This is a genomic window from Amycolatopsis sp. NPDC104819, from assembly GCF_055583145.1.
The window spans coordinates 239402-253460 of sequence record NZ_JBVJON010000009.1; the positions used below are offsets into that span (position 1 = coordinate 239402).

6 protein-coding genes are annotated in these 14059 nt (G+C 73.6%); all 6 read left to right on the forward strand.

Features of this window, described 5'->3' with window-relative positions; genetic code table 11:
- Positions 1–19: 19 nt before the first annotated feature.
- The 6 genes from ACZ63E_RS29275 (at position 20) to ACZ63E_RS29300 (ending at position 14030) form a co-directional block, all read left to right on the forward strand.
- Positions 20–2014, forward strand: a complete 1995-nt coding sequence (locus ACZ63E_RS29275) for an MMPL family transporter (protein ID WP_465339324.1) — start codon at positions 20–22, stop codon at positions 2012–2014.
- The gene (locus ACZ63E_RS29280; RefSeq protein ID WP_465339325.1) at positions 2011–3408 is read left to right on the forward strand and encodes an MFS transporter; all 1398 of its coding nucleotides are present in this window, start codon (positions 2011–2013) and stop codon (positions 3406–3408) included. The genes ACZ63E_RS29275 and ACZ63E_RS29280 overlap by 4 nt, the downstream gene beginning before the upstream one ends.
- Positions 3409–3500: 92 nt before the next feature.
- A complete protein-coding gene (locus tag ACZ63E_RS29285; protein ID WP_465339326.1) occupies positions 3501–5234 on the forward strand; it encodes a fatty acyl-AMP ligase in 1734 nt (577 codons plus the stop codon).
- Positions 5231–11473 carry an SDR family NAD(P)-dependent oxidoreductase gene (locus tag ACZ63E_RS29290; protein ID WP_465339327.1) on the forward strand — a complete coding sequence of 2081 codons (6243 nt, stop codon included), beginning with the start codon at positions 5231–5233 and terminating at the stop codon, positions 11471–11473. The genes ACZ63E_RS29285 and ACZ63E_RS29290 overlap by 4 nt, the downstream gene beginning before the upstream one ends.
- Positions 11473–13050 (forward strand): acyl-CoA carboxylase subunit beta, encoded by a 1578-nt coding sequence (locus ACZ63E_RS29295; protein ID WP_465339328.1) that lies wholly within the window; start codon positions 11473–11475, stop codon positions 13048–13050. The genes ACZ63E_RS29290 and ACZ63E_RS29295 overlap by 1 nt, the downstream gene beginning before the upstream one ends.
- A gap of 11 nt (positions 13051–13061) precedes the next feature.
- Positions 13062–14030: an alpha/beta hydrolase gene (locus ACZ63E_RS29300; RefSeq protein ID WP_465339329.1), complete on the forward strand. Its 969-nt coding sequence runs from the start codon at positions 13062–13064 to the stop codon at positions 14028–14030.
- Positions 14031–14059 lie beyond the last annotated feature (29 nt).

Below are 14059 nucleotides of genomic sequence, written 5' to 3' on the forward strand. Positions count from 1 at the left end.
GCGACCGGAAGGAGACGGGATGAAAACGCTCGTTTCGTGGTCGTTCCGCCGCGCCGGCGTGGTGGTTTTCCTGTGGCTGACCGCACTCGGCGGGCTCGGTTTCGCCGTGCTGCACACCGGCGCGGCCTTCCGCGACACGGTGGCGCTGCCCGCCGCGGACAGCACCGCGGCGGCGAACCTGCTGCGCGGCGCCGGAGCGGCCGGCGACGAGGAACGGGTGGTCGTCCGCCCGCCGGACGGCACGGTCGACTCCGGCACGGTCCGCGTCCGGGTCGACGCCTTGGTCACCCGGCTGGCCGCGCTCCCGCACGTCGTGTCCGTCACGCCCGGTGAGGTGTCCGGCGACCGGCGGACCACGGTGCTGACCGTCCGGTTCGACGCGCCGGCCGCGGACCTCGGCCAGGGCCCGGCCGACGCGCTGGCCGCCGTGGTCCGTGACGCGGACGGCCTCACCGCCGGCGCCGCGGGCGAGCTGGCCGCGATGACGGCCGCCGCGCCCGACCTGGGCAACGCCGGGATCGGCCTGCTCGCCGCAGCTCTTGTGCTGCTGGCCGCCTTCGGGTCCCTGAGCTGTGTACTACTGCCGGTGCTCACCGCGTCGGTTTCGGTCGGCTGCGCGCTGGCCGTGGTGACGCTGTTGTCGCACGTCATGACCGTGCCGAAGATCAGCACCGAGATCGCCGCGCTGCTGGGGCTCGGCGTCGGCGTCGACTACGCGCTGTTCGTGCTCACCCGCTTCCGGCAGGGCCGCCGGGAAGGCGCGGAACCGGCGGTGGCGCTGGCCGCCGCGGCGGCGACGTCGGGCCGCAGCGTCGTTTTCGCCGGGCTCACCGTGAGTGTCTCGCTGGCCGGGATGCTGACCGTCGGGATGCCGTTCCTCGACGGGATCGCGGTGGCCGCCGCGGTTTCCGTGCTGCTGACCGCGGCGGCCGCGTTGACGCTGCTGCCCGCGTTGCTGCGGCCGGTCGCGCGCCGGATGCGCGTCGCGGGGGACGGCACCGGCGCCCGCTGGGCCCGGCTCGCGCGTTCGGTGACCGCGCGGCCCGGCCCGTACACGCTTGCTGCGCTGCTGGTGGTCGCCGTGCTCGCGCTCCCGATGACCGGGCTGCGGCTCGGGGTGCCGGACGCCGTCCACGACCCGCCGGGCAGCGTCACGAAGACCGCCGCGGAGCTGCTGGACGCCGGGTTCGGCCCGGGCGCCGCCGCTCCGCTGCTGGTGACCGGCACCGGCGACGGGTCCGTCGGGACGCTCCGGGAAGCGCTGCGGGCCCGGGCCGACGTCGGCCCGCCCACGCCGCTGCCCGGCGGCTGGCTGCTCACGGTGGTCCCGCGGACCGCGTCCGACGACCCGGCCACCGGCGAGCTGCTGGCCTGGACGCGGACGATGGCCACCACCCTCGGCGGCCCGGACACGCACGTCGGCGGGCTCGTCGCGGCCCGGGCCGACTTCTCGGCGGCGATCACCGCGCGGCTGCCGCTGTTCCTCGTGAGCGTCGTCGGCCTTTCGGTGCTGCTGCTCGCGTGGGTGTTCCGCAGCGTGCTGATCCCGGTGACCGCGGCGGTGATGAACCTGCTGACCGCCGCGGCGACGACGGGCGCGGTGGTGGCCGTGTTCGGCGCGCCGGTCGAGCCGTATCTGCCGGTGTTCCTCTTCGCCGGGCTGTTCGGGCTGTCGATGGACTACGAGGTCTTCCTGATCGCGCGGATCCAGGAGGCGTGGCGCCGCCACGGGGACACGCGGGCCGCGGTGGTCGACGGCGTCGCGGCGACCGGGCGGACCATCACCGCGGCCGCGCTGATCATGGCGCTGGTGTTCGCGTCGTTCGCCTTCGTGGACGCCCGGGTCGTACGGGAGGCGGGGGTGGGACTGACCGTCGCCGTGCTGCTCGACGCCGTCGTCGTCCGGTGTGTGCTCGTGCCCGCGGTGATGGCTCGCTTGGGCGCCGCCAACTGGTGGTTCCCGCGCCGACGTCGGGCTGTGGTCACCCGCGAGCTCATCGGGAGCTCCCGATGACGCGCCGGTTCCCGACGCTGGTGCTGATCGCGCTCGGGGCGTTCGTCACCACCCTCGACAACACGATCGTCGCGGCAGGCGCGCCCTCGATCGCGCGGGACCTCGTGCTGGACCTCGGGGCGCTGCAATGGGTCGCGCTCGGGTACATGCTGCCGTTCGCCGGTCTGCTGCTGGTCGCCGGCACCCTGGTGGATCGCTGGGGCCGCCGGGCGACGCTCGTCGCGGGCCTGCTCGCGTTCGGCCTCGGCGCGGCCCTCGGCGGGCTGGCCGGTTCGGTGGAGGTGCTCGTCGCGGCCCGGGTGCTGCAGGGGACGGCCGCCGCGTTCCTCGTGCCGGGCCTGCTGAGCCTGCTGCGCACGAACCTCGACGCTCGCGGCCGGACGCTCGCCGCGGCGGTGTGGACGGCCTGCCTGGCCGCAGCGCTGGCGCTCGGCCCGGCGCTCGGCGGCGTGTTGAGCGCGTCGCTCGGCTGGGGCTGGATCTTCTTCGTGAACCTGCCGTTCGTCGCGGTGATGCTCGTGCTGGTCCCGGCCGCCGTGCCCCGCGGCCGGGACCCCGACGCCCCGCGACCGGCGACCGGACCCATGGTCGTCGTGACGGCGAGCCTGGTCCTGGTCACGGCGGCGCTGGTCCAGTCCGGAACCGCGCTCGCGGTGCCGCCGCTCGTCGCGGGGGTCGCGCTCGGCGCCGGGTTGGTGGTCCGGGAACGGCGGGCTCACGACCGGCTCGTGCCGGCGGCCCTGACCGGCAACCGGGTGTTCGCCGGCTCGCTCGCCGTGCAAGTGCTGTGGGGACTGGGAATCTCCGGTGTCTTCTTCTTCACGCCCTTGCTGCACCAGGAGTTCCTCGGGCTCGACCCGGTCGGCGCCGGGCTGCCGCTCGTGCCGGTGGCGGTGGCGGTGATGGCCGCGACCCCGCTGGTCCCGGGCGCGGTGGCCCGGTTCGGTCCACATCGGACGGTCGCGGGCGGGCTCGCGATCGTAGGCGCCGGGCTGCTGGCGCTCGCCGCGGTGAACCACATCCCCGCGATCTCCCCGCGGGTGCCCGGACTGGTGCTGATCGGCGCCGGGTCGGCGTTCACCACGCCGTTGACCTCGCACGCCCTGGACGTTGTCGCCGAGCGGTATTCCGGCACGGCGTCCGGGCTGCTGAGCGCGTCCCGCGAGCTGTCGAGCGCACTGGGGGTGGCGCTCATCGGCGCCGTGCTGACCGCGGTGCGGGGAGTACGGCTCGACACGGGTGCGACGCCCGGGACGGCGTTGGCCGCCGGATACACCGCCGGGCTGCTTGCCGCGGCGGCCCTGACCCTCGTCGGCGCGCTGCTGGCCGTGCGGGTGGTGCGAACCCCTTCCGCCACAACCTCGTCGCCGCGTGACAAACGCGCGGTGCCGTAACCCGTTTCCCCGTGAGCATCCGAGATCGCCTGATTGACAACGTCCGCCGGAAACCTCTTCACTGCGCCGGTAAACGCTATCTGCGAGGGACCATGGAAACCATTTCCGAGCCGCTTCCCGTCACCGGGGAAACGGACGGCGACGCCGAATCGTTCGCAACCCTGTTGAGCCATTGGGCGCGGGTCCTCGGCGACGAGGTCGCGCTGACCCACCTGGACCACCGCACGTCCGCGGACGGCCGGGCAAACACGCTCACCTGGCGTCAGCTCGACGAGCGCGTCGACGCGGTTGCCGCGCGGTTGAGCGAAATCGCCGCGCCGGGGGAGCGCTCGGCGGTGCTCGCCGGGCAGTCCGCCGACTACGTCGTCGGGTTTCTCGGCGCGCTCCGGGCGGGTCTCGTCGCGGTGCCGCTGTTCGCGCCCGGCCTGCCCGGGCACGCGGGCCGGCTGACCGCGGCGCTCGCCGACTGCACCCCGCGGGTCGTGCTCACCACGACCGACGAGGTCGACGTCGTGCAGGCGTTCACCGGCGGTCCGGCGGTGGTGGCCGTCGACGCTCTGGCTCCGGTCCCGCCGCGCGACTGGCCCCGGCCGGATCCCGACGCGCCGGCGTACCTGCAGTACACGTCGGGGTCCACGCGCTCGCCCGCCGGGGTTGTGCTGACCCACCGCAACGTGCTCGCGAACGCGCGTCAGGCGTGCGCCGCGTACGGCGCCGAAGCGCGGACGACCTCGACGGTCAGCTGGCTGCCGTTGTTCCACGACATGGGCCTGATCCTCGGCATCGGCGCGCCGATGGCCAGCGGCATGGCGTCGCTCCTGCTGGACCCGCTGGCCTTTCTCGAACGGCCGTCGCGGTGGCTGCGTGCGCTTTCCGCGAGCCCCGGCGCGATCAGTGCCGCGCCCAACTTCGCCTACGCCTACAGCGCTTCCCGCGTCACCGAGGCCGAGAAGAGCTATCTGGACCTGAGCCGGGTCGTGTCGCTGATCAACGGCAGCGAACCGGTGCTGCCCTCGACGATCGCGAAGTTCCAGGCCGCCTTCGAAGAGTGCGGGTTGCGGCCCGAGGCGCACCGGTCGTCCTACGGCCTGGCCGAAGCCACCGTCTTCGTTTCTGTTACTGGCGCTGGGAAACCGGCGCGGCAGGCGACGTTCGACCGGGCCCGGCTGGCCGCCGGGTTCGCCGAACCGGCCGCCCCGGGCGCGTCCGCGACCACGCTCGTCTCGTGCGGCCGCCCGGTCGGCCAGCGTGTCCGCGTCACCGACCTCGAGACCGGCTCGGAGGTCAAGCCGGGCCAGGTCGGCGAGATCCGGGTCAGCGGCCCGAACGTCGGCCGCGGGTACTGGGGCAGGCCCGCCGCGTCGGCGGTCACGTTCGGCCTGCCGCCGCTCGACCCGGACACCGGCGCGGGCTGGCTGGCGACCGGCGACCTCGGCGTGGTGGTCGACGGTGAGCTGTTCGTGACCGGACGGCTGAAGGACCTCGTGGTCGTCGACGGGCGCAACCACTACCCGCAGGACGTCGAGCAGACCGTGGAGGAGAACCCCGTCGTGCGCCCGCATTCGGCCGCGGTGTTCGCGATCGACGGCGCCGAGGGGGAAGCCGCCGTCGCCGTGCTGGAACGGGCCAAGGACAGCGATGCCGACGTCACCGAAGCGGCGGCCGCGCTGCGCTCGGCGGTGTCGGCCGGGCACGGCCTGCGGCTGCACGACGTCGTTTTCCTGCCACCCGGCGAAGTTCCGCGCACGTCGAGCGGCAAGATCAGCCGGGCGCGGTGCCGGGAGTCCTATCTGGATGGTTCGCTGGCTTCGCGGCGGCTGGGATGAACGCCGGTGAGATCCGCGCCTGGCTCGTCGCCCGGGTCGGCGCGGTGGATCCCGACCGTCCCCTGAGCGAGACGGGACTGTCCTCGAGGGACGCGACGAGCCTCGCCGCCGATCTCGGTGACGTGCTGGGCCGCCCGTTGCCGGTGACGCTGGTCTGGCAGTACCCGACGATCAACGCTCTTGCGACTCATCTGTCCACTGTGGATTCTCTTTCGTTGGAGGCTTTGCCGGTGGCGGAAGGGGAACCGGTCGCGATCGTCGGACTCGGCTGCCGCCTGCCGGGCGGAATCGACTCCCCGGACGCTTTCTGGCGGTTCCTCGACGCGGGCGGCGACGGCATCGGCGACGTCCCGGAGGGGCGCTGGGAGACGTTCGCGCCCGCCGAGGACTTCGCCGATGTGCCGCCGCGCGGGGGTTTCCTCGCGGACGTCGCCGGGTTCGACGCCGCGTTCTTCGGCATCACGCCGCGTGAGGCCGAGGCGATGGACCCGCAGCAGCGGATCGTCCTGGAGGTCGCCTGGGCGGCGCTGGAGCACGCCGGGATCCCGCCGTCGAGCCTGCGGGGGAGCCGGACCGGGGTGTTCGTCGGGCTGTCGGCGACCGAGTACGGCTCGCTGACGATGACCGACGTCGCGGGGGTCGACGTCTGGTCCGGCCCGGGCGCGGCGGCGAGCATCACCGCGAACCGGCTTTCGTACCTGCTCGACCTGCGTGGACCCAGCCTCACGCTCGACACGGCGTGTTCGTCGTCGCTGGTGGCCGTGCACCAGGCGGTGCAGAGCCTGCGGCTCGGCGAAAGCGAGACCGCGCTCGTCGCCGGCGTGAACGTGCTGCTGTCACCCGGCATCACGGCGGGCTTCCACCGCGCCGGGGTGCTCGCCGCGGACGGCCACTGCAAGCCGTTCGACGCCGGCGCCGACGGCATCGTCCGGGGTGAGGGCTGTGGGGTGGTGGTGCTCAAGCCGCTGCGCGCGGCGCGGCGCGCGGGCGACCGGGTGCTGGCGGTGATCCGCGGCAGCGCGGTGAACTCCGACGGCCGGTCCAACGGCCTGACGGCGCCCAACCCGGAAGCCCAGGCGGCCCTGCTACGCGACGCCTACGCGGCGGCGGGCGTCGAACCGTCCTCAGTGGACTACGTCGAGGCGCACGGAACAGGGACGCCGCTGGGCGACCCGCTCGAAGCGGGCGCGCTGTCGGCGGTGCTCGGGAACGGGCGTCCGCCCGAGCGGCCGTTGCTGGTCGGTTCGGTGAAGAGCAACCTCGGCCACCTCGAAGGCGCGGCCGGGATCACGGGGCTGGTCAAGGTGGTGCTGGCCATGCTGAACCGGCGGCTGCCGGCGAGCTTGCACTTCCGGTCACCGAACCCGCATGTCGATTTCAGTGGGTTGCGGGTGGTCGACGAGGCGGCGGAGTGGCCGCGGTATTCGGGTGTGGCGCGGGCGGGGGTGTCGGCGTTCGGGTTCGGCGGGACGAACGCGCATGTGGTGCTGGAGGAGTGGCCGGCGGCTTCGTTCCCGGTGCGGTCTGATGTGGATGGTCCGCAGGTGTTCGCGCTCTCGGCCCGGTCGGCGGAGGCGTTGCGGGCGCGGGCGGGGGAGCTGTCGGACTGGGTGGAGGCGCGGGAGGCGCCGCTCGGGGCGGTGGCTTCGACGCTGGCTCATCGGCGGGAGCACCTACCGGTGCGTGGCGCGGTGGTCGGTGAGGGCCGCGGGGACGTGGTCGGCGCGCTGAGGGAGCTGGCGGCCGGTGGTGGTGTGGTCGCGGACATCCGTGATGTGGCCGGGCGGGAGGAACCCGGCGGCGCGGCCGCCGACCCCGGTGTTGTCTTCGTCTTCTCCGGCTACGGCTCCCAATGGGACGGCATGGGCCACCACCTCCTCCACTCCGAACCCGCCTTCCGCACCCAAGTCGAATCGCTCGACCCCGTCTTCCGAACCGAGACCGGCACCTCCCTCCACGACCTCCTCACCCAAGAAAGAACCGACCTCGCCAAAACCCAGCTGGCCCTCTTCGGCATGCACCTCGCCCTCGCCGGACTCTGGCGCGCCCACGGCATCACTCCTGCCGCCGTGCTTGGGCACTCCATGGGTGAAGTCGCCGCCGCCGTTGTCGCCGGGGCGCTCGATGTCCGGAACGGCCTGCGCGTCATGACCACCCGGGCCCGCCTGCTCGCCGAACTCGACCAAGGTGGTGATGGCGCGATGGCCGTCGTCGAGCTGTCCCCGGCTGAGCTGGCCAAGTTCCCCGAGGTCACCGTCGCCGTCTACGCCTCTCCGACCCAGTGCACCGTCAGTGGCGCCGCCGCCCAGGTTGACGCCCTCGTCGACCACGCCGAAAGCCTCGGCAGGCTTGCCCGGCGGCTGCCCGTCGGCGGGGCCGGGCACTCCGCCGCCGTCGATGCCGTGCTCGGGCGGTTCCGCGGCACCCTCGCGGGCCTGACCGCCGGGAAGCCGGAAATCCCCTGCTACACCAGCGTTCTCGACGATCCCCGCGAGACACCCGCCTTCGACGTCGAGTACTGGGCGGCAAACCTGCGCCGTCCGGTGCGGTTCAGCCAGGCCCTCGAAGCCGCCGCGGTCGATGGGCACCGGGTGTTCGTCGAAGTCTCGCCGCACCCGGTGGCCGCCGCCGCGATCGAGCAGACCACCGGGCAACCGTGCCTGCCCTCGGCCAGCCGCCGGGTCGACGAACGGGTCGCCTTCCTCACCAGCCTCGCCCGGCTGTACGTCCGCGGTGGAGCGGACCTCGCCGGTCGCCCGCGGACGCCGTCCGTTGAACTGCCTGGTCCGGTCTGGCGCCACGAACGGTTCTGGCCGCGACGCACTCCGCGTACCGGCGGCGGCCATCCGCTGCTGGGTGTCCACATCGAACAACCCGGCGGGAGCACTCACCTCTGGCGCGCCGACGTCGGCACGGCCGTGCTGCCCTGGCTGGCCGACCACACCGTCGGAGGCACGCCCGTCTTCCCGGCCACCGGCTTCCTCGAACTGGCGCTCGCCGCCGGCGGGCACGTTCGTGACCTCGAGCTGCGCGAGGTCCTTCCGCTGGCCGAGCACACCGAGGTGACGACCACCCGCACCGGCGCCGAGCTGAGCGTGCACGCCAAGTCCGCCCACGGCGAGTGGGTCCGGCACGCCACCGCCCGCCTCGGCAGCGGCGGCACACCGTCGGCGCCGTTCGGCGAGGTCGCCGGCGAGCCCGTCGACCTCTACCGCGTGCTGGCCGACCTGGGCCAGTCCTACGGCCCGGCCTTCCGCGGCCTGCGCCGGGTGACCGCCGCGCCCGGACGCGCGTCGGCGGCGATCGTGCTGCCGGAAGCCGACCATCCCGCCTACGTGCTGCACCCCGCGCTCGCCGACGCCTGCCTGCACGCGCTGGCCGCGGCCGTCGGCCAGGCGGACGCGCTCTACCTGCCGCTCACCGTGGGCGAAGTGGTCGTCGCCGGGGATCCGCGCAAGGGGGTGCGGGTCGACGCCGTCCTCGGCTCGGTTGATCCCTCCGGCGACGGCCTGCTCGGCAGTGTCCAGCTGGTCGACGCCGGGGACGCCGTCCTGGTGGAGTTCCGGGACGTCTACTGCCGCCGGTTCCGGGACGCGGCCCTGGCCCGGCTGCTGTTCGAAGCGACCTGGCAGCCGGCCGATCTGCCCGCGGCCGGGCACGAGCCGAACTGGATCATGCTCGACGAGGAAAGCCTCGAAGACCGCGCTGCACTCGCGAAGCAGCTCCGCGAGAAGGAACCGGCCGCGGTGGTCGCGCTGCTCGGCGGGGCGGCCGCGCCGGACCCGGCCCGTGCCGCCCGGCTGGTCGTGACGCTGTCCGGCATCACCGCCGAGCTGGCCGAACTCCCGGCGCCGCCTCGGTTGTGGCTGGTCACCGCGGGTGCGCAGAGCATCGAACCCGGCGAGCGCGGCGACCCCGGCCTGGCGGCCGTGCGCGGACTGGTGCGCGTGCTCGCCTTCGAGCACCCCGAGCTCCGCGTGAGCCAGGTCGACTTCGACGGCGAACCGGACCCGGCCCGGCTCTGGGCGAGCCAGCTGCGGGACGAGGTCACCGCGGACGGCCCGGACGACGAAGTCGCCTGGCGCGAAGGCATCCGTCACACCCGGCGACTGGTCCGCCCGGAGCTCGGCGACCCGCTGCGCGAACCGGTCCGCGACGGCGCCTACGTCATCACCGGCGGGCTCGGCGGTCTCGGGCTGGCCGCGGCGAAGTGGCTGGCCGGCCGCGGGGCGACGCGCCTGGTGCTCTGCAGCCGCCACCCCGCCGACCCGGGCCTGGACGACCTGGGTGTCGACGTCCGGGTGGTGGCCGGGGACATCGCCGAGCCCGGCACGGCCGAAGCGCTGGTCGCGGCCGCCATCGACGGCGGTGTGCCGCTGCGTGGAGTGCTGCACGCGGCCGGTGTGCTGGCCGACGGCGCGGCGATCACGCTGGACGTGGCCGCGCTCGAAGCCGTCTGGCGGCCGAAGGCGCTCGGCGCCTGGCGGCTGCACGAAGCGACCGCCGGGCACGATCTCGACTGGTGGCTGGTCTATTCGTCCGCGGCCGCGTTGTTCGGCTCGCCGGGCCAGGCCGCGTACGCCACGGCGAACGCGTGGACCGACGCGCTGGTCACCTGGCGCCGGGCCCAAGGACTCCCGGCGGCGACGATCGAGTGGGGTGCCTGGGGTGAGATCGGCGCCGCGGCCGGGTCGCGCAACCCGGTCCTCGAACCGCTCGGCACCGAGGAAGCGCTCTCCGCGCTCGACGCCGTGCTGGCGCGCGACCGCGCGGCGACCGGGGTTGCCCGGGTGGCCGCCGAGACGGTGCTGGAGCTGTTCCCGCGGCTGGCCGACCGGCCGTTCTTCGCCCTCTTCACACCGGAGCCCGCGGAGTCCACTTGGGACGGTCTGGAGTCGTTGCGTGCCGGGTCGAAGGAAACCGCGCGGGCCGCGATGACCGACCACCTGGCCGAGCTCGTCGCGGGCCTGCTGGGCTACGCCGAGGTCGACCGGCACGTGCCGCTGACCCGGCTCGGGCTCGACTCGCTGTCGGCGATGCGAGCGAGGGGCGCGGTCGAACGAGACTTCGGACTGCCGCTGCCGATCCCGTTGCTGCTGCGCGGGGCGAGCCTGGCCGAGCTGGCCGGTCACCTCGCCGAGCAGGCCGGTTTCGGGACGTCGGACCCGGCCGAGCCCGGGGGAGCGGGGCCGCGTGACCCGGCCGAGCGCTGGGTCGCCCGCCACTGGCAGGCCGAGCTGGGTGGTCCGGAACCCGGGGTGCACGACGACTTCTTCGCCGTGGGCGGGGATCCCGGACGCGCACAGCGGCTGCGCACGGTGTTCGCCGAGCAGCTCGGCGCCGTGCCCGCCGTGGATCGGCTGTTCGCCACGCCGACGGTCGCCGCGATGGCCGACCTGCTGCGCGCCGAGCTGGAAGGCAACGGCGACGGCCCGGTGCGGCTGCTGCGCGACGGCGTCGGCGAGCCGGTGTTCCTGTTCCACCCGGCCGGCGGGCCGACGAGCGTCTACCGCGAGCTCGTCCGGCTGCTCCCCGAAGGACAGCCGGTGTACGGGTTCGAGCGGATCGACGACGAAGACACCGTCGAGGCCAAGGCGGCGTGTTACACCGAGCTGATCCGGGAGATCCAGCCGCACGGGCCGTACCGGCTGGGCGGCTGGTCGTTCGGCGGCTGCCTCGCCTACGAGACGGCCCGGGTGCTGACGGCGGCGGGTGAGCCGGTCGAGCTGGTGTTCCTGATCGACACCATCCTGCCGCTGCCCGCGCCCGGGAAACCGGTGGGAGAGCTGCTGCTCGACCGCTTCGACCGGTTCGCCGAGCACGTCTCGCGCACCTACGGCGTGCCGTTCGCAGTTCCACGCGAGGAGCTCGCGCGGCTGGACGAGGACGCCCAGATCCGCTGGGTGATGGATCGGCTGGCCGCGCAGGTGCCGGACCTGGGGCCGGGGGTCCTGCGGCACCAGTACGAGTCCTATGTGGACGCCCGGGTCGCCGAACGGTACACGCCGGTCCGCTACGACGGCCGGGTGCTGCTGCTGCGGGCGCGGGACCCGCACCCGCTGACGACCGCGCTCGACCCGCGCTACCTGCGCACCGACCCGGCCCTCGGCTGGGACGAGCACTGCGCGGACCTCGAGGTCGTGCGGGTGCCCGGCGACCACGTCTCGATGATCGACCCGCCCCACGTGGCGGAGCTGACCGGAGCGCTCGCGGAGAGACTCGAAGTGGGGGTGCGTTGATGGACGAGCTCAGGCCGACCACGGCCTTCCGGATCGCCGACCTCGCGGCGCGGCAGGACGAAGTCGTCCGGATCGCCGAGAAGCGGGCGGTCGACCGGCAGCACGCCAAGGGCAAGCTGACCGCGCGGGAACGGATCGGGCTGCTGCTCGATCCCGGGTCGTTCGTCGAGCTCGACCAGTTCGCGCGGCACCGGTGCGCGGAGTTCGGGATGGACGCCAACCGGCCGTGGGGCGACGGCGTCGTCACCGGGCACGGGACCGTCGACGGGCGGCAGATCTGCGTGTTCTCGCAGGACTTCAGCGTGTTCGGCGGCAGCATGGGCGAGGTCTCCGGCGAGAAGGTCCTCAAGGTGATGGACCTGGCCATGAGCATCGGCTGCCCGGTCGTCGGGATCAACGACTCGGGCGGCGCGCGCATCCAGGAAGGCGTCGTGTCGCTGGCGTACTACGCCGAGCTGGGCCGGCGCAACGCGCACGCGTCCGGCGTGGTTCCGCAGATCTCGATGATCATGGGCCCGTGTGCCGGCGGCGCGGTCTACGCGCCGGCGATCACCGACTTCACCGTGATGGTCGAGGGAACTTCGCACATGTTCGTCACCGGCCCGGACGTCGTGCACGCCGTCACCGGCGAACGGGTCACCGCGCAGGAGCTCGGCGGCGCGGCCGTCCAGAGCGAGGTCGCCGGCAACGCCCACCACCGGGCGGCCGACGAAGAGGACGCGATCGAGTGGGTGCAGACCCTGCTCGGGTACCTGCCGTCGAACAACCTCGACACCGGCCCGGAGTACGCCGACGACACCAGCGCCACCGTCACCCCGGCCGACCTCGAGCTCGACCGGCTGGTGCCCGACTCGCCGAACCAGACGTACGACATGGCCGAGCTGATCGTCCGGTTGGTCGACGACGGCGAGTACACCGAGGTGCACAGCGGCTTCGCGCCCAACATGATCTGCGCGTTCGGCCGGGTCCAGGGCCGCACGGTCGGGGTGGTGGCCAACCAGCCGCGGCACCAGGCCGGCGTGATCGACATCAACGCGTCCGAGAAGGCGGCCCGGTTCGTGCGGTTCTGCGACGCGTTCACCATCCCGCTGCTCACCCTCGCCGACGTCCCGGGTTACCTGCCGGGCACGGACCAGGAGCGCGGCGGGATCATCCGCCGCGGCGCGAAGCTGATCTACGCCTACTCCGAGGCGACGGTCCCGAAGGTGACCGTGGTCGTCCGCAAGGCCTACGGCGGCGGGTACGCGGTGATGGGCTCCAAGCACCTCGGCGCCGACGTCACCATGGCGTGGCCCACGGCGGAGATCGCGGTGATGGGCGCGGAGGGCGCGGTGCAGGTGCTCTACCGGCGGGAGCTGGCGGAGCTGCCGCCGGAGCGGCGCGCCGCCGCGCACCGGCGGCTCACCGAGGAGTACCGCAAGCGCCACGCCGGCCCGTACCTGGCGGCCGAACGCGGGTACGTCGACCAGGTCGTCACGCCGTCGCAGACGCGCCTGCTGGTGGCCCGCGCCCTGCGGACGTTACGCACCAAACGGCAGACCCTGCCGGCCAGGAAACACGGAAACATCCCCCTGTGAAGGAGACTTCGATGAGAGCCACCCTGCTGATGCTGGCCGTCGTGGTCCTGCTCGCCAATGGTGTCACTGCCGCCCAGGCGAGCCCCGCCGTGGCCGACGACGGCGCGAAGGTCGTCCAGGAGACCTGGCTCGACGCCCGGACCGTCGACCTGAAGATCGACTCGCCCGCCCTCGGCACCACCGGGATGGTCCGGCTGATCGTGCCGAGCGGCTGGGCCACGCAGCCCACGCGGACCTGGCCGGTGCTGTTCCTGCTGCACGGCTGCTGCGAGCCCGTCGACTACAAGTCGTGGGACCAGTTCACCGACGTGAAGGCGTTCACCGCGACCAAGGACGCGCTGGTCGTCATGCCGACCGACGGCCCGGCCGGGATGTACACGAAGTGGTGGAACTTCGGGCTGTCGAGCAAACCCGACTGGGACACCTTCCACACCGCGGAGGTCCGCCAGATCGTCGAGCGCGGGTACCACGGCGGCACCCGCCGGGCGATCGCCGGGCTGTCGATCGGGGGGTACGGCGCGCTCGCGTACGCCTTCCAGCACAAGGGGATGTTCGGCGCGGCGGCGTCCTACAGCGGGGTGCCGAACACGCTCTTCCCGGGGATCCCGGTCTGGATCGGCGGCATCCTGGCCCGCGCCGGGATCTTCAACTACCTGAACCTCTGGGGCGACTCCTTCGGGATGCAGCCGATCTGGTCGTCGCACAACCCCTACGACCACGTCCAGGACCTGCGCGGCACCGCGCTCTACCTCTCCTGCGGCAACGGCCAGACCGGGCCGCTCGACCCGCCCGGGCAGAGCGACGTGCTGGAGCCGTCGGCGCTGCTGTCTTCGCAGAGCTTCACCGACAAGCTGCGGCAGGCCGGCATCCCGGCGACCGTCGACTACTACGGGCCGGGCACGCACAGCTGGCCGTACTGGCAGCGGGCCCTGCACAACTCGTGGCCGGTACTGGCCGGCGCGCTCGGCCTTCCCGCCTGAGCCTTCCTTTGAATGAGAGAGCCCTTTCC

Bases quoted from the DNA above. Each gene is read 5' to 3' on its own strand.
- ACZ63E_RS29285 (WP_465339326.1), top strand. From the start codon at position 3,501: ATGGAAACCATTTCCGAGCCGCTTCCCGTCACCGGGGAAACGGACGGC.
- ACZ63E_RS29280 (WP_465339325.1), top strand. From the start codon at position 2,011: ATGACGCGCCGGTTCCCGACGCTGGTGCTGATCGCGCTCGGGGCGTTC.
- ACZ63E_RS29275 (WP_465339324.1), top strand. From the start codon at position 20: ATGAAAACGCTCGTTTCGTGGTCGTTCCGCCGCGCCGGCGTGGTGGTT.
- ACZ63E_RS29295 (WP_465339328.1), top strand. From the start codon at position 11,473: ATGGACGAGCTCAGGCCGACCACGGCCTTCCGGATCGCCGACCTCGCG.
- ACZ63E_RS29300 (WP_465339329.1), top strand. From the start codon at position 13,062: ATGAGAGCCACCCTGCTGATGCTGGCCGTCGTGGTCCTGCTCGCCAAT.
- ACZ63E_RS29290 (WP_465339327.1), top strand. From the start codon at position 5,231: ATGAACGCCGGTGAGATCCGCGCCTGGCTCGTCGCCCGGGTCGGCGCG.